The organism is Cyclobacterium plantarum (assembly GCF_011290685.1).
Lineage (GTDB): Bacteria > Bacteroidota > Bacteroidia > Cytophagales > Cyclobacteriaceae > Cyclobacterium > Cyclobacterium plantarum.
Genome location: NZ_JAANYN010000006.1, coordinates 1 through 16,928, shown reverse-complemented (window position 1 = coordinate 16,928; position 16,928 = coordinate 1). Strand labels below are relative to the sequence as shown.

Genomic DNA, 16,928 nt, shown 5'->3' with positions numbered 1-16,928 from the left:
ATCAATGACCTAAATGAGAAAAACGAACCCAAAAAGCCATTACTTACCTTTTCTACTTTACTCCGTGCTTTTTTCCGCTTGTAATCCCGAATCCAGGGATCAATCTCAGGAGCCAGCCTACCAAAGCCGCCTCAACAACCATATGGACTGGGGGATTTATCGGGGCCACTCTTCTGGTATCCAATATTCCGAGCTGGATCAAATCCATGCCGGAAATGTGCAGCAACTGGAAAAAGTCTGGGAATACCAGCACGGCAATCCCGTGGGACCGGGCATGTATGCCAATCCCATTATCATAGACGGTCTGCTTTATTTCACCACGCCGGAAGTGAATGCCGTCGCACTGGATGCCACCACCGGGGAGGAAGTGTGGGTGTTTCGCCCGAATAGCTACCGAAACGACGAACGCCCCTTTCGGGGCAGAAACCGCGGACTTACCTACTGGGAAGATAAAAATGGAGAAAATAAACGCATCCTGAACTTCGTAAAGGACCGGGTCTATGCCATAGATGCCCGTACCGGTACCCTGATCACTACCTTTGGTGAAAACGGCTGGATCGATTTACGCAAAAACCTGCCCCAGGATCCTGAAGAAGTTGACTTTGAGGCCACCACCCAGGGCATGGTGTATAAAGACATGCTCATCATCGGGGGAAGAACGCCCGAAGGAGCGCCTTCCACCCCCGGAGACGTGCGGGGTTACGATGCCCTTACCGGAGAATTTAGATGGATATTTAATACCATTCCCCAACCGGGGGAATTGGGCTACGATACCTGGGAATTTGAGGAAGGGGTGAGTTATGGCGGTACCAATCCCTGGGGTGGATTGACCGTGGACGAGGAAAGAGGTTGGGTTTTCCTGGCCACCGGTTCCCCCGCGCCGGATTTTATCTATGGCGGCATGCGCAAGGGAGAAAATCTCTTTGCCAATTGCGTGATAGCACTCGATGCCAGCACCGGCAAGCGCATCTGGCATTACCAAACCCTGCGTCACGACATCTGGGATTACGACTTGCCTCCGGCTCCCATCTTGGCCACCGTTACGGCAGACGGTACGTCCCGGGATATCGTGGTGCAACTGACCAAACAGGGATTTACCTTTGTTCTGGATAGGGAAACTGGCGAACCGGTATTTCCGGTAGTTGATCTGCCCGTTCCTCCCTCGAAGGTGCCGGGAGAAGAAGCCTGGCCCACCCAACCCTTTCCCTTAAAACCACCCCCACTCAACCGCACCAGCCTTCGTGAAGCGGACCTGAGTAACATAACTCCTGAAACCCGGGAATATGTTTTAAATATCTTTCGACAGCATGAAACCGGCCCTTTGTATACCCCGGCATCCCGGGCAGGGGTGATCACCATGCCCGGGCATCAGGGCGGTGCCGAATGGGGCGGTGCGGCTTTTGATCCGGCCACCAATGTCCTTTACGTGAATATTAACGAGGCACCCACTATCCATAGCCTGGTGCCGGTGGATGCAGATCTGGATACCGCATCGGCCTCCCCGCTTCAACGGGGAAAAGCACTGTACAACACTGCCTGCACCGCCTGTCATGGGATCAACAAAGTGGGCAATCCTCCCCTGTACCCACCCCTTCAAAACCTGCAGATCAGCGGGGATTCCATCAAATCCGTACTGAGCTATGGCCGGGGCATGATGCCAGCTTTTGCCCAGTTTACAGATAGGCAGCTGGATGATTTGCTGGTTTACCTGGAAAGCAGCCCCGGGCAGCGGGAGGAAGACAAGCCCGCTGACTCCGGTTCCAACCCGACCAAAGCACCTCGCTACGCCAACGTAGCCCCCTTCTTTGTGGATCAGAATGGCTATCCTGCCATCGCACCTCCCTGGGGAACCCTTAACGCCGTAGACCTGGATAAGGGTGAAATCCTGTGGAAGGTCCCGCTGGGTGAATACCCCGAATTGGTGGCCAAAGGCATTCGAAACACCGGTGCCAAAAGTTTCGGTGGTCCGGTGGCAACTGCCGGAAACCTGGTATTTATTGCAGGAACTCCCGATGAAAAGATCCGGGCCTTTGATACCTTTTCCGGGCAGGTACTGTGGGAATACCAACTCCCGGCAGGCGGCTACGCCACCCCCAGCGTTTACCAGATAGATGGAAAACAATTCCTGGTCATTACTGCCGGCGGGGGAGGGAAAAACGGCACCCCACACGGAGATTCGGTCATTGCCTTTGCCCTGCCTGAATGATAAATCAATCTTTTTTAAAACGACAATGAACCCAAAAAATGATCATGATACCTCGCAACCCACTCTTCTTACTGCTCTCGTTCGCAACCATCCTGGCTCCATTCTCTCTCCTGGCTCAGGAACAGACCTGGCAATCCCTTTTCAACGGCAAGGATCTTAGCGGCTGGAAGGAATTGAACGGAGCCCATAAATGGGAGGTAAAGGACGGGATGATCGTTGGGAGCACCGTTCCGGGTCAACCCAACGGATTTTTGTGTACCGAACAGCAATTTGGTGATTTTGTGCTGGAGCTGGAGGTATCGGTGGATACGCTGATGAACAATTCGGGTATCCAATTTCGTTCACAAAGCTACTCAGCATATAAAAACGGCCGGGTGCACGGCTATCAGATGGAAGTCGATCCCAAGCCTCAGCAGTGGAGCGGCGCCATTTATGAAGAAGGAGCCGATCGGGGCTGGATCTACCCACCCGAAAAAATGGGTCCGGAAGCAAAAGCAGCTTTCAAACGGGATAATGAAGACGGTTACCAATGGAACCATTACCGCATAGAAGCGGTAGGTCCGATGATCCGGACCTGGGTAAACGGAGTACCCGTTGCCCATCTGGAAGACGACCGCTACCTCCAGGGTTTTATCGGTCTGCAGCTGCATGCCAACAATGAAAACGATCCGCAGGGAAGTTTTTCCATCCGGTTTCGCAATATCCGAATCCAAAAGGGAAGTCTGGAGCTCACCCCAATGGAAGAGCAGGTGCCGGTGGTCAGTTTGCTGCCTTCCTCCGAGGCTCCCCGGGCCGTGAACCCCCTTTCACTTCGCATCGATCAGGATCGGCAAGCAGGTCGTATCGTCGTCCATGCGGGAGACAAAACAGCACCCATCCTGACCCAAAGTGCAAAACCGGACGAAAGGCCCTACCTGCATCCAATACTGGCTCCGGACGGCAGGGGAGAGTTGACCGAATACCGCCCTGACCATCATCCTCATCAAACCGGGATCTACTGGGGCTTAAAGCGGGTAAACGAACGTGATTTCTTTATGAACTGGAACCGGGATTATTGGCGACGGGTATCGGCAGACGTTCTTAAGGACGATGGGGAAAGGGTTCGTTGGCAGACCGTGTACGAGATGCTGGACGAAGAGGGCGAGGTCATTTTGGTAGAAACCCAAAACTGGTCCCTTCAGGCTTATGCCGACCGCTATGTGCTGGACCTGGAATGGCAGGGGGAGGCCAAAAAGGATGTGGTGATGGGAAAATTCTATGTGGGAGGCCTTTTTGTACGCATGCCCTGGATACCGGAGACGGTGGGAGAGATCGTAAGTGCCTCCGGACACCGGGGCATGGAGCTGGAGGGACAGCGGGCCATCTGGAGCGATATCGGGATACAGCTGGACGGGCGGGATGACTTTGCCCGTATTGCCATTCTGGATCATCCGGACAATGCGGCTTTCCCTACCCCCTGGCGGGTAGACAGCCAAATGGGCCTGGGCCCTTCCCGGCAAATACTGGGTGACTGGGGCCTGGCTGCCGGTGAGTCAGAAACCATCCGCTACCGCCTGCTGATCTATACCGGCACCGAAGACAAGGCCCTAAAGGCGGAGGCCTGGAAGGATTTTTTTGGAGGAAATTGAATGGGTGGACAAATTGCCTGTATACGGATGTTATAATTTAGGCCAAGGGATTATTGAAATTTTGATGTATCTTTGATCAGATGGTCAAGTTGATTCATAAGAATATTCCTGTTTTGGCGGATGAAATTCGAACGCTGAAGGGTGCCTAATGCCATAGCTACTATTTCATGCCACGATCGCTTTTTGGTTGATCTACATCAAGGTTTGATCATTTTACCTTGAATAGGGTGTTGGGTATTAAGTCCCTTTTGTGTAGTTGGAGCTGTATTAGGGTGTGCCATTTAAGAAATAAGCAAATAAATGATGAATAGGTTATTAGGTACTTTGGGATTATCCGCGCTGGGAGTTATTGTTTTTGCTGCATTAAAAGTCCTCTCTGAACATTATCTGTACGGTTGGGGAATTTTATTTAGTGCCTTTGTTTTTATAGGTACCTTGATTTACTGGTTTATTTTGGTAAACAGGAAAAGGCAGCAAAGTTAAATCAGGCTTGTGCACTAACTTTGTGGTAATAATAAATTCTAAAGTTTTGGTTAAACACCATCAGGTTGTTTGTTTTAGAGCCAAAAAAAAATAGCAGGTCCAAATTTTTGGACCTGCTATTAATAAAAATTTATTAGATACAATATAAATAAACCAATTGTTTAGGATTTATTATTCCCCAGCAACCATTTAAAGCCATAATAGCTTATATAGAACCATCCTATTCCAGCCCCTATGGAGGTGTAAAATCCGATCTCAAATGGATTAAAAGACCCGTAGGATCCAAATGCCATAAATAAAATGGCCATGCCAACACTCCCGATTATAAATCTATTTTTTAGTTTTCCGTTTTTGAGTGTGTTATTCATGATTTAAGTGGGCTAGCTAAACGCTGCACGGGGCTTCCTTCCAAGTGTGGATTATTTGGAAGGAATCTTTCATTCTTTTGATCGATTAGTTGCAACATCCAGGTCCAATTACATATTATATCTACTAACCAATCGCAAAGAAGTCAACCTCCAATTCTGCATACAAATGGGCCCGCTAAACTGAATGTTGGTTCTAAGTTGAACCGAATTATTATTCCAGAAGTCTGCAAACATTTGTATAGTTTTTCAAAGGATGGTCTAAAGCCACATTCCTAATGAGGAAATATTCATTTAGAACCAGGCTCCTTATAATCAATTGCCTACTGCTTCAGCTGTAGGCATTATATATTGATTTTCTTATGTAAAATTTCAATCCATACTCACTCCTCACTCCGAAAGGTGTTCATTTTTCGGTGTATCCCCTTGGTTTTACCTTTATTCACCAGGCTAATTTCCTTTTCCATGAATTCCCTTAATCTCCTGCTGCATTTCTCGAACCGCCCGGACCAGTTGCTGCAGGTCGGTTTCGGGTTCAGGGATTTCGTTGCTCGTGTAGGCATGAAATTTCCAGATCTCCGCTACCTCGCCTACAGGCACGGTATAGGGTTCAAAGATCGGGTTCAGGGAGCGAAGCAGCAGCTGCCCTGCGGCCTGTACGGTCACCAACTTAAATACAAAATCCTGCTGCCCACTCAGTATCACCACGCAGGGGCTATCCGGCTTCAGGGCCGTCCAGTCGTCCTGGTACCTCGTGATGATGTCGCTTCCCCCCGGAATGGGCAACATGGAATCCCCCACGGTGGGGAATATCCGGTAGGTACCCTGCCGGGGAAGGTTGGGTAGGGAAAACCGGGGCAGGGAGGCGATAAACTCGGGATCGTTGTAACCCGAAAGGTAGCCCGCTTTGGCTTTTATGGGCACGTATTCCACGTTTTCCTGGTTGCCCTTGTCCACGCTGATGGCCAAAACCCGCAGGTTGCCGCCCCGCATGTACACGTCGTTTCCAGCTTCCAGATCCCGCAATTTCAACTCCCCCAGCGTACGCAGGTCTACCCGTATCAGGCTGTCAATGCTGATCCCGAAATAACTGGAGATGCCCAGAAAATCCTCCGGGGAGGGCGCCTTGGTCTGCCCGGATTCCAGGGCATTGAGTTTGGACCGGGTTAGTTCCAGGTCGGCCGCCAGTCCTTGCTGGGTCAAGCCCTTCCGCTCCCGGAGAAATTTCAGATTACCTGGAAAAAAGTTTTTTGACTTTTTCATCGAAGTTTGGTAGTATTAGAGTCAACGATTTGATACGAATCGTGTCAAATATAGGCATTCTGTGAAAACGATGAAAGGAAATAGTGATAAAATGGACCGGCTGCGGCAGTTAAAGCAGGAAATCATGGCCCTGGAAGGATACCTTCCCCAAAAAGGGCAGCAACCGGATTCCAGGCTGCAGCTGGGTCCCTTGCATGCGGCCTTCTCGGGCGGGGCATTTCCCCTGGCCGCCAACCACGAATTTATCAGCCATACCCCATCCGAGGCGGCTTCCACCCAGGGCTTTTTGGCCGTGCTTCTGGGCATGCTGCTGCAAAAAGGCGGATTTTGCCTTTGGTTGGGGGTCCGGCCCCAGGTATTTCCTCCTGCCTTGAAGCGTTTCGGAGTAGCACCAGAACGGGTGGTGTTTGTGAACGTACCCAGGGAAAAAGACCTGCTGTGGTCACTGGAGCAGGCCCTCAGTTGCGAAGCCCTGGTAGCGGTGGTCGGGGAAATCAGGGAGTTGGGTTTCTCCGAATCCCAGCGCCTGCAATTGGCAGTAGAGCGGAGCCGTGTCACCGGCTTCGTGCACCGCCATCAGCCCCGTAGCCTGCATGCCCTGGCCTGTGCTACCCGCTGGAAGGTGGCCCCAGGTCCGACACCCATGTCGACGTGCATGCCGGGACTGGGCTTTCCTGTCTGGAGGGTAGGCTTGATTAAGGTCCGAAATGGAAGACCGGGCGACTGGCAGCTGCAATGGGACGGACAGGGTTTTCAGGAAGTTTTCCGAGAGGAGAAGAGGCAGGCAATTACCCAAAACAGGAGGAATTATGCCTAAGCGTTTTCTATCCCTCTGGTTTTGTCACCTGACCACGGACCGGATGGCCATTCGACAGCCGGAACTCCGGGGAAAGCCCTTCGTATTGGCCGGCAACGAACGGGGTCGGGCCATTGTGCAGGCTAGCAGCCGGGAGGCTTTTGCAAGGGGCATTCGTCCGGGAAGGGCCGTGGCAGATGCCAGGGCCATTTTTCCGGATTTACTGATCTTTCCCGACAGGCCCGGTTGGGGAAAGCGGCTCCTCTGCCGGCTGGCCGAGTGGTGCCTGCGGTACACCCCAGTCTCCGCTGCCGATCCTCCTTCCGGACTGATGCTGGATATTTCGGGTTGTCCACATCTTTGGGGAGGTGAATCGGCCTACATGAAGGACCTGGTATCTGCCCTGGAAGGCAAAGGCTACCGGGTACGGGCGGCCATCGCCGATACCATTGGGGCAGCCTGGGCACTGGCCCGGTACGGGGAACAGGGCAGCATCGCCGGAGTGGGAGGGCAGCAGGAAGCCTTGCTGCCCATGCCTCCGGCTGCGCTTCGCCTGGAATCGCGGACGCTGGAGGGGCTGGAAAAACTGGGTTTCCGGCAAATCCAGCAGTTTATCGACCTGCCGGCGGCTACCTTGCGCAGGCGATTTGGGGAGGGGTTGCTGCTTCGGTTGGGGCAGGCCCTGGGTAGGGAAGAGGAAGCCTTTCAACCGGTACAGCCCCGGGTTCCTTACGAAGAGCAGTTGCCCTGCCTGGAGCCCATTCGCACGGCCAAAGGCATCGAAATCGCTCTCCAAAAGTTGCTGGACGCCCTCTGTCAGCGCCTGAGCAGGGAAGGTAAGGGGCTGCGCAAGGCGGTATTCAAAGGCCTGCGGGTAGACGGAAAAACGGTGGAAATCACCATTGGCACCGGCCGCGCTTCCCACAATCCGGCGCACCTTTTCCGGCTCTTTGCCCTGAAAATACCCTTGCTGGAGCCAGCCTTGGGAATAGAGTTATTTAGCCTGGAAGGATTGCTGGTGGAAAAGGTACAACTGCCACAGGAGCAACTCTGGCACCGATCCGGGGATCCGGCTGCGGTGGCCGAACTGCTGGACCGGATAGGGGCCAAACTGGGTTCGGGCCGTATGCACCGTTTCCTGCCTCAGGAGCGACATTGGCCGGAACATTCGGTGCGGCCTTCACGCTCCTTGGACGAAAAGCCCGATACGGATTGGCCCGATTCGGTGCGTCCCCTGCACCTGCTGCCTGTACCGGAACCCATTACGGTCATGGTACCCCTGCCCGATTACCCTCCGGTACATTTTAAACATAAGGGAAAGCTGGTTCGGGTGGCACGTGCCGATGGACCGGAGCGCATCGAGCAGGAATGGTGGCTGCAAACCGGGCCGCCCCGGGATTATTACTGTGTGGAAGATACGGAGGGGGGCAGGTACTGGCTTTTCCGGCTGGGACTATACGGAAAAGGGGAACCCCAATGGTTTTTGCACGGCTATTTTTCCTGACCCAGGGGTATTTATTGAACCTATTTATACAGACAAATCATGCAAGCAACCCCCTATAGCGAATTGCAAGTGACCTCCAACTTCTCCTTTCTGCGGGGAGGTTCGCACCCGGAAGAATTGGTGCAGCGAGCCATTCAGCTGGGCTACGAAGCCCTGGCCCTGACCGACCGAAATACCCTGGCGGGAATTGTCCGGGCACATGCGGCAGCCAGGGAATCCGGCCTTCGCTTTATTCCGGCCTGCCGTCTGGATTTGCTGGATGGTCCCAGCCTGTTGGCCTATCCCAAAGACCGGGATGCGTACGGGCGGCTATCTTCCCTGCTTACCCTGGGCAATCTTCGGGCCGAGAAGGGGATCTGTCACCTGTACAAAGCGGATGTATACGCCCATGCCCGGGGTAGCGTATTTATCGCAGTCCCTCCAACTAGCCTGAATGCCCACCTGGATTTTGAGCCGGACTTTTATTCCTCCCTGGAAGAATACCGGGAGGCCCTGGGCGACAGCCTTTACCTGGCCGTCGCTTTTACCTACAATGGCAGCGATCAGAAGCGGCTGTTTCGGATGGCGCAGCTGGAGCAAAGCCTGGGAATTCCCCTGGTGGCGGTCAATGATGTGCATTACCACGCGTCGGGAAGAAGGGCCCTGCAGGACGTATTGACCTGCATCCGGGAAAAATGTACCATTCAAAATGCCGGGTTTCGCCTGCATCCCAATGCCGAGCGGTACCTGAAATCCCGTGAAGAAATGTACCGCCTGTTTCGGGAGTACCCTGCTGCCCTTCGCAGTGCAGGGGAACTCGCCGAATCCTGTCGGTTTTCCCTGGACCAGTTGACCTATCAATACCCGGAGGAAATCACTACCGAGGGTCGCAGTCCGCAGGAGGAGCTGGAGTTGTTGACCTGGAAAGGGGCCAGGGAAAGCTTTGGCGGGGAACCTCCTCAAGGAATTCGGGATACGATACAGCTCGAGCTGGAATTCATTGCTCGAAAAGAATATGCATCCTATTTTTTGACGGTTTACGATTTGGTTCGCTTTGCCCGGAAGCGGGGCATTCTCTGTCAGGGGCGGGGTTCGGCGGCCAATTCGGTGGTTTGCTATTGCCTGGGCATTACCTCCGTGGACCCCTCCAAGTTCAAGCTGCTGTTTGCCCGCTTTATGTCCGATGCCCGCAACGAGCCCCCGGATATCGACGTGGATTTTGAGCACGAGCGCAGGGAGGAAGTGATGCAGTACATTTACGAAAAGTACGGACGGGACCGGGCGGGCATTGTGGCCACTGTCACCCGGCTGCATTGGAAGGGAGCGGTACGGGACGTGGGCAAAGCCATGGGCTTGTCATTGGATGCGGTGGACCGGCTTGCCAAGTCAGGACACGAACTGACCAAAGAATGGCTGCGAGGAGAGAAAGTGTCTTCTCAGGGATTTGATCCCCGGGATTCCCATTTGCGAAAGACATTGCTGCTTACCTGGCAGTATATGGGGTTTCCCCGGCAGTTGGGCCAGCATACCGGGGGCTTTGTGATTACCCGGGACCAGCTCTCCAACCTCTGTCCGGTACTGCATGCGCGGATGGAAAACCGGACCTGCATCGAATGGGACAAAGACGATATCGATGCGCTGGGTTTTCTGAAAGTAGACGTGCTGGCCTTGGGCATGCTGACCTGTATACGAAAGGCGTTTGACCTGGTCCGGTCCCATTACGGCCCGCAGCTTACCCTGGCCAATATTCCACAGGACGACCCCCGGGTCTACGAGATGATCAGCCATGCAGACACCTTGGGAGTATTTCAGATAGAAAGCCGCGCCCAAATGTCCATGTTGCCCCGTCTGAAGCCCAGGACCTTTTACGACCTGGTGATCGAGGTGGCGATTGTCCGACCCGGACCGATACAGGGAGACATGGTGCATCCCTACCTCAAACGGCGCAGGGGAGAAGAGCCGGTGGAATACCCCTCCCGGGAACTGGAAGAGATCCTTGGCCGCACCCTGGGGGTGCCCCTGTTTCAGGAGCAGGCCATGGAGATTGCCATCGTGGCGGCAGGATTTACCCCGGCGGAAGCAGATGGACTGCGGCGAAGCATGGCGACCTTCAAGGCGCATGGGCTGGTGAGTCAGTACGAGAAAAAGTTGGTAGGGGGAATGGTGGCCCGGGGTTACAAGGAAGACTTTGCAAAACGGGTGTTCCGACAGCTGGAGGGATTTGGCAGCTACGGTTTTCCCGAAAGCCATGCAGCCAGTTTTGCCTTGCTGGTCTACGTTTCCTGTTGGCTGAAGTACCACTATCCGGATGTTTTTGCTACGGCCCTGCTCAATAGCCAGCCCATGGGTTTTTACCGACCGGCACAGATCGTCAGCGATGCCCGTAAGCACGGGGTAGAAGTAAGGCCGGTGGATATAAACCGCTCCTTCTGGGACCATGTGTTTGAGGAAAAATCCGGTCAGTACCTATCGATTCGGCTGGGGTTCCGGCAGGTGAAGGGATTGAATCAGTCGGACATGCAGCTGCTGGTGGAGCAGCGGAAAAAACCCTATGTCCATATCACCGACCTGATCAATGCCGGGGTACCCAAGTCTGCCCTGGAGCGCCTGGCCGATGCGGATGCCTTTCGATCCCTGGGCCTGGACCGAAGGCAAGCCCTTTGGGAAGTATTGGCCCTTCAGGGCAGGCCCATCGGTGTGTTTACAGGGCAGGTGCAGGAGACGCCCCGTGAAAAGGAGGTGTCCCTGCCAGCCATTCCTCCCATGGAGCAGGTACTCCGGGATTATGCTGCCACCACCCTTTCCCTGAAATCCCATCCCCTGAGCCATTTGCGCGATCAGCTGGATCAATTGCGGGTAAGCCCCACAGCCCATTTGGGAAAAATGAAAGACGGGGCTTTCGTCAAGGTTTGTGGCCTGATTACGGTCAGGCAACGTCCGGGTACGGCCAAGGGGGTGCTTTTCATTACCATTGAAGACGAGACCGGTTTTGCCAATCTGGTGGTATGGGCCAAGACCTTTGAGAAATACCGATCCGTCATCCTGCAGTCCAAACTGCTGATGGTTTCCGGGAAACTGCAGGTAGAAGGGGAGGTAATCCATGTGGTGGTGCGGTCCTGTCATAACCTGAACAAGCTGCTACAATCCAATCCTCGGGAACAAAGCCACCTCTCGGACAGAAAAAGAGGCGAAGAGAGAAAAATTCCCCAGACCTCTACTGTAGAAAAGGGGCAACAGGGGGAATTGTTTCCCTCCCGGGATTTCAAATAAGTACAGACTGATTTATTCGTTTTAAACAACTAAATTGAAAAAAATCCAATAAAAAGGAAATAGTATTAATATTGAATTGTTTTTGTCATTTTAAAAATTGGTTCTGTTATGTTTTTTTTGATAAAGCTGGTTAATGGCATGGAAGTTGAATCTATGAAAGCCCTGCCTGTTTGGCTTGGTCAATCAGGTTGGGGATAGAAAAGATTGTTAAACCAAACTATTTTCTAACATGCCAACGCTAAAAGATAAAACGGTAGCTATTTTAACTGAAACAGGATTTGAAGAAAGTGAATTGAAAAGCCCCAAGCAGGCCCTGGAGGAGGCGGGAGCAACTGTTCATGTCATTTCTCCCGCCAGTTCGATCAAAGGCTGGAAAGATGGCAACTGGTCCGGAGAGGTCAAAATAGACCAACCATTGAGTGATGCCAACCCTGATGATTACAACGCCTTGGTACTCCCGGGTGGTGTGATCAACCCCGATAAATTGAGAACCAGTAAAGAAGCCATTGAATTTATCAAAGCTTTCTTTGCCAAAGGTAAACCGGTGGCGGCCATCTGTCATGGTCCGCAAGTATTGATCGAAACAGGTGCTCTGGAAGGCAGGGAAATGACTTCCTGGCCTTCGATTAAAACTGACCTGATCAATGCCGGAGTAGCATGGACCGACAGCGAGTGTGTTTGCGATTCAGCCCTGGTGACTGCCCGTAAACCCGATGACCTTCCTGCTTTTAATAAGAAACTCATCGAAGAAATTCGGGAGGGGGTACACGAAGAGCAGAAAACCCTGTAGTTATCAATTGGATTTTTAAATTCTGAGAGCCTGTCCTATTAAAACGGCAGGCTCTTTGCTTTTTAAATGAAATATGAAAAATATATCCCTATATGTGCTGGTAATTTTGTGCCTGTCCTGTCAGGGAACAAAAATAGAGCAATTGCTTCGTCCTTCAAGTCCCTATGGCAGATACTTGCAGGGGCTTAAGGCTTCTGACCTAAAAAACTATTCCATGGTCAGGGAGTGGGAAGAGGCTGGAAAAAGGGTTCTGGCTGATAGCAATCAGGTGGAATTGCCTTATAAGGAGCTGACCCGGTTTGACCCGGCAGAGCCGGAAGCCGCCTCATTTTTATTTTCGGCCAGTGAAGGGCAGAAAATTACCGTTGATTTAAAACTGCTTTCGGATACAAGTGCAACCTGGTTTATAGACCTTTTTGAAGTAAAAGAAGGTGGGGAGCTGGAAGAATTGAAAATAGAAGGGGAAAAATATACCAGCAAGTACCCAGTGAAGTCAGGAGATAAATTTTTGCTTCGACTTCAACCAGAATTGCTCAGAGGAGGTTTGGTGGAATTGTCCATTAGCTATACCCCTTCCCTGAGTTTTCCCCTACTGGAAAAGAGTTATTTGAATATTGCCAGTTTTTTCGGGGATCCAAGAGCAGGCGGAAGGAGGCAACATGAGGGCGTGGATATATTCGCTGCAAGAGGCACACCAGTACTGGCGGTCAGAGAGGGAAGGGTTTCTCGTGTAGGCAATAATCGCCTGGGGGGAAAGATCGTAAGGATTTCATCAGGAAGGTATTTCTTTTATTATGCCCACCTTGATAGCCAGCTGGTGGCTGTAGGCACTAAGGTAAAACCTGGTGATACCCTGGGTACGGTGGGCAATACCGGCAACGCACGCACCACGGCACCTCACCTGCATTTTGGAATTTATGCAACGGGTTGGAAAAGCGTAGATCCGCTTGGTTTCTTTCAGAAGGCACCGGAACTACCAGGATCTTCCATGGCTGATTCGGTATTGTTCAGCAATTGGGCAAGAGTAAAGCCTGCCCTGGTTAATTTGCGGCAGGGTCCCAGCACCCGTAGTATGATTTTGGACAAATTGGAAAAGCAGGCAGTTTTTAGAATAATGGGAAAAACCCAGGGCTGGTTGAGAATCAGATTGCCAGACGAGAGACAAGGTTTTCTGGCAGAAAACCTTGTAGAGCTTGTTGAAACTCCCCTGGAACAAAGGACCATTCAACCTTCGGATTTTTTAAAGGTAAACTGGTGGTCTCCTGTATTTCAGCACTCATCCTTTTCCGGGAAGGCAGAAGTGTTGGGTAGCTTTGGGCAGTTTGATCTGGTGGCTGCGGCAAATGGTATCCACCTTTGGGTTAAAAAACAGGACAGCCCTGTCTGACAGGTTATGTTTTTGAGATAAAGAGATTTTCCTGTTTTTTACAGAAATTTTTCTTATGACTTTAACGCCCATGCACCCTGTGTAACAAAGGGAATAGGTTTTTTTAACTGGGGAAAAAGCACCGTTTTATAATGGAACAGTATTCCTTCGAAGCAGATAGGCTTTCATTCAGTTTCTATATTACGCCTTTTACTTACACTGAGTTAAAATTTGTTTTGATTAATTTTAAGAAATTAGGTGTAAATAATTAGGCTAAGGATAATGAAAAGGCATGAATATTGCCAATTGAGAATGATGATACTTCAATCGCAGGACCACCATTCTAAAAGATTAAGAATCTGATTGAAATTTTGATGAAGTGATGTAAGGTGAAATTTGGATTTTTTTTGGTAGTCTAACTCGATTGATATTTAAACCCTAGTGATTAATGAAAAACTCAGCACCATTGCCAGGCAGGGAAAAGTTTCCTAAAGAAAGTTTCTGGACTAAATCATTCTTTATTAAAACTTTGTTGAATGGTTTATTCCTGATTTTACCCATGATCATTATTTTATTTTTACTGTCCATAATTTTTAAGTTCGTATTTAATTTGGTTTCGCCAATTAGTGCATTATTGGACAATAATTCCGAATCACCTGCCCTATTTGTCAATGTGCTTGCATTACTTATTCTCATTGGAATTATTTTCGTAATTGGTTTAATACTCACCAACGGCAGAAGTAAACGAATTTTTAAGGTTTTTGAATACAGGTATTTATTACAAATACCTTTGTATTCTACCATACAGGAAACCATTGCCCAGTTTACAGGTCTCAAAAAAATGCCATTTAGCCAGGTCGTGTTGGTAGATGCCTTCAACACAGGGGTACTGCTGACGGGCTTTGTCACGGAAGCCGTCTCAGATGATATGTACACCATTTTTGTACCTACTGCACCAAATCCAATGAATGGAAATATTTACCATGTACCGGCCTGTCAATTAAAATTTTTAGACATAGAACCTGAAAAAGCAATGCGTTCAATTGTTGGTATGGGCACAGGTTCTTCCATATTGTTTGTTACAAAAGACGGACTTAAGCAAGATGCATCTGTGGATTAAGATTTTAATTTTTCGAAAGCTATTTTAAATCAAGGGCAAATTATCTAAAGACTTTTTTTCTCTTCATAAATTGTAGATGCCTTGGCCTTGGGTATTTTTTAGGCGCTTGGTTTACAGGTATTTTTTTGAATTTCTTCTACTTTTTTGCCTTTTTTCATTTTAGCGTTTTTATCTGGGTGAACACGGCTGGTTTGACAAGCGCTTAATGTACGAAGAGTCCCTACGCATGCCGCTGATGGTGCGTTATCCACCGGAAATTGAGCCTGGAACGGTCATAGATGCCCTGGTTAAGAACCTGGATTTTGCGCCTACCTTTCTAGACTATACGGGGGTGGCGGTTCCGGAGGACATGCAATGGGAGTCCTTTAGGGGCTTGCTGAATGGTGAACGTAAAGATTGGCGGGATGCTGTTTATTATACTTATTATGAGCACCCTTCCGTGCACATGGTGAAGCGCCACTATGGGGTGGCGACAGACCGCTACAAATTGATGCATTTTTACTATAACATCGACGAATGGGAATTATACGATCTGCAGGAAGACCCCAATGGGATGAAAAATCTCTATGATGATCCTGCCTACCAAGAGGTACTAAATGAGTTGCACGATCGGCTAGAAGCCCTGCGTATCCTGTATGGTGACTCCGATAAACTTAACCAGCAATTTACAGATCGGTATTTGAACCAAAAAAATTAAAGCACAAGTTTGAGGTGTATGCGTCCATTGGAGTTCGGGAATATTGGATCATTCATGATGGAACCCGGGATTTGCTTGTCTATAGTCTTAAAAATGGGAAATACGTTCCCACACCGCTATTTATCTCCAGAAATGTAGTGGAGTCAAATGTGATCGAAGGGTTGACCCTGGATTTGGAGGGGTTTTTTGGAGTTATTGAATAATAGAAATATTCAATTCCTTATCTTGTTACATTAGGATCAGTAACTTTTCCAAAGTTGGTTCCTGACCATCGGGAAAAATTATAATAATCGAATAACTTTAGAAAAGTTTCTTTGAATACGATTTGTAAAACCTGTTCTTTCATTGCTGAGGTTTTATCCGGAAGCCACGATATTGGCCAATGCATCTTATTTGATTTCCGCAAAAAATGCTTCCAGGTCCAGTTCAAATCCCAGAACAGCTGAAGACCTTGCCCTATCCCCGGAAGTCATCAGGCGGGAACTCTTGTACTTGCCTTGCACCAGGGTGTAAATCAATAGTGTCTGTCCGGCTGCATCCATCAGCCAGTATTCTTTTACCCCGGATTCTTCGTACACCTCGTATTTATGCTGGAGTTCAAGTTGTTTGTTGCCCGGGGAGAGTACCTCCACCACCAGATCAGGTGCTCCGATGCAGCCCCTGTCGTCCAATTTGTCGAGGTCACAGACCACGCAGATATCCGGTTGTACGACAGTAAATATTTTATCGTCTTTTTTGGATTGGACAGGAAGCCGTACATCAAAAGGGGCAATATAGGCCTGGCATGTTTTGCCTTTCAGGAACATGTTGAGCTCAGTAAGAAGGTCTCCCGCTAGTCGTTGATGAATCCTGTTTGGAGCTGCGGCAGCTTTTTTGAAAACTTTGCCCTTGATCAGTTCGACCATCTCTTCTATATCCCAGGACAGGTAATCCGCATAAGTGTACCGCCCATAACTTAAATCGGGTTCTTTTACGGAAGGTTTGGCCTTTTCTTTTTCCATACCTGAATTTAACAATTTGGAAGGAATTTTTTTCCTTTGATCAAAAAATTCCCGCCTACATTTGCAGGTCTAAATGTTTTAAATAATTATTTGTATTTTTAATTTCCGCAATCGGATGGACCATAAACTGTCCATGAATTGTATGAAATCTGTTCAAATGAGGGGAAGCAGGAAAGCATGCAAACATGCAAGCATGCTGTATTTCCCTTATTGGTGAAGATTATATCCTGCTTTATTGGCTTCGATTGAGCTTTTATCAAGGGCCATTTCAAGACCTTTTTTATTAGGGGGAAGATTGCCCTGTTTTTACTGTGGGGAATAAGGTTGGAAAGATACTTTCTTTATGATGAAGAATGAAAATGATATGAAACGGTATTTAATTCTATTGAACAAGGCACTTTTTCAATAACTAAAAAGCAGGTATATTGACAGCGTAAGCAGAAAGTTATGGAAAAGCGGT

General features: G+C 49.8%; 13 protein-coding genes. 10 read left to right on the top strand and 3 right to left on the bottom strand.

Annotated elements, in window-relative coordinates; all coding sequences use genetic code 11:
* The first annotated feature begins 13 nt into the window (after positions 1 to 13).
* Together G9Q97_RS14720 and G9Q97_RS14715 are read left to right on the top strand one after the other, a co-directional pair.
* On the top strand, positions 14 to 2,206 hold the full coding sequence (locus G9Q97_RS14720) for an outer membrane protein assembly factor BamB family protein (protein WP_166148136.1): 2,193 nt from the start codon (positions 14 to 16) through the stop codon (positions 2,204 to 2,206).
* 44 nt (positions 2,207 to 2,250) lie between these two features.
* Positions 2,251 to 3,834 carry a family 16 glycoside hydrolase gene (locus G9Q97_RS14715; protein ID WP_166148134.1) on the top strand — a complete coding sequence of 528 codons (1,584 nt, stop codon included), beginning with the start codon at positions 2,251 to 2,253 and terminating at the stop codon, positions 3,832 to 3,834.
* A 644-nt stretch (positions 3,835 to 4,478) separates the two neighbouring features.
* Here G9Q97_RS14715 and G9Q97_RS14710 read toward each other — a convergent pair.
* Together G9Q97_RS14710 and G9Q97_RS14705 are read right to left on the bottom strand one after the other, a co-directional pair.
* On the bottom strand, positions 4,479 to 4,685 hold the full coding sequence (locus G9Q97_RS14710; RefSeq protein ID WP_166148113.1) for a hypothetical protein: 207 nt from the start codon (positions 4,683 to 4,685) through the stop codon (positions 4,479 to 4,481).
* 447 nt (positions 4,686 to 5,132) lie between these two features.
* Positions 5,133 to 5,945 (bottom strand): XRE family transcriptional regulator, encoded by an 813-nt coding sequence (locus G9Q97_RS14705; RefSeq protein ID WP_166148133.1) that lies wholly within the window; start codon positions 5,943 to 5,945, stop codon positions 5,133 to 5,135.
* 70 nt (positions 5,946 to 6,015) lie between these two features.
* Between G9Q97_RS14705 and G9Q97_RS14700 the strand changes: the two genes are divergently transcribed.
* The 8 genes from G9Q97_RS14700 to G9Q97_RS14665 all read left to right on the top strand — a co-directional run bounded on the left by G9Q97_RS14700 (position 6,016) and on the right by G9Q97_RS14665 (position 15,670).
* Positions 6,016 to 6,762: an ImuA family protein gene (locus tag G9Q97_RS14700; protein ID WP_166148131.1), complete on the top strand. Its 747-nt coding sequence runs from the start codon at positions 6,016 to 6,018 to the stop codon at positions 6,760 to 6,762.
* Complete coding sequence (locus G9Q97_RS14695) at positions 6,755 to 8,245, top strand: Y-family DNA polymerase (protein WP_166148129.1); 1,491 nt, start codon at positions 6,755 to 6,757, stop codon at positions 8,243 to 8,245. The genes G9Q97_RS14700 and G9Q97_RS14695 overlap by 8 nt, the downstream gene beginning before the upstream one ends.
* A 39-nt stretch (positions 8,246 to 8,284) precedes the next feature.
* Entirely contained in the window at positions 8,285 to 11,494 is a 3,210-nt protein-coding gene (locus G9Q97_RS14690) for an error-prone DNA polymerase (protein ID WP_166148127.1), read from the top strand.
* A gap of 229 nt (positions 11,495 to 11,723) precedes the next feature.
* On the top strand, positions 11,724 to 12,284 hold the full coding sequence (locus G9Q97_RS14685) for a type 1 glutamine amidotransferase domain-containing protein (protein ID WP_166148125.1): 561 nt from the start codon (positions 11,724 to 11,726) through the stop codon (positions 12,282 to 12,284).
* A 73-nt stretch (positions 12,285 to 12,357) separates the two neighbouring features.
* Positions 12,358 to 13,671 carry a peptidoglycan DD-metalloendopeptidase family protein gene (locus tag G9Q97_RS14680; RefSeq protein ID WP_166148124.1) on the top strand — a complete coding sequence of 438 codons (1,314 nt, stop codon included), beginning with the start codon at positions 12,358 to 12,360 and terminating at the stop codon, positions 13,669 to 13,671.
* A gap of 427 nt (positions 13,672 to 14,098) precedes the next feature.
* Positions 14,099 to 14,770, top strand: a complete 672-nt coding sequence (locus tag G9Q97_RS14675; protein WP_166148122.1) for a DUF502 domain-containing protein — start codon at positions 14,099 to 14,101, stop codon at positions 14,768 to 14,770.
* A 172-nt stretch (positions 14,771 to 14,942) separates the two neighbouring features.
* Positions 14,943 to 15,467: a sulfatase/phosphatase domain-containing protein gene (locus G9Q97_RS14670; RefSeq protein ID WP_394352997.1), complete on the top strand. Its 525-nt coding sequence runs from the start codon at positions 14,943 to 14,945 to the stop codon at positions 15,465 to 15,467.
* A 14-nt stretch (positions 15,468 to 15,481) separates the two neighbouring features.
* A complete protein-coding gene (locus G9Q97_RS14665; RefSeq protein WP_317168766.1) occupies positions 15,482 to 15,670 on the top strand; it encodes a Uma2 family endonuclease in 189 nt (62 codons plus the stop codon).
* A gap of 186 nt (positions 15,671 to 15,856) precedes the next feature.
* On the opposite strand, the gene G9Q97_RS14660 is transcribed toward G9Q97_RS14665, so the two are convergent.
* On the bottom strand, positions 15,857 to 16,468 hold the full coding sequence (locus G9Q97_RS14660; RefSeq protein ID WP_166148118.1) for a Uma2 family endonuclease: 612 nt from the start codon (positions 16,466 to 16,468) through the stop codon (positions 15,857 to 15,859).
* Positions 16,469 to 16,928: the final 460 nt, after the last annotated feature.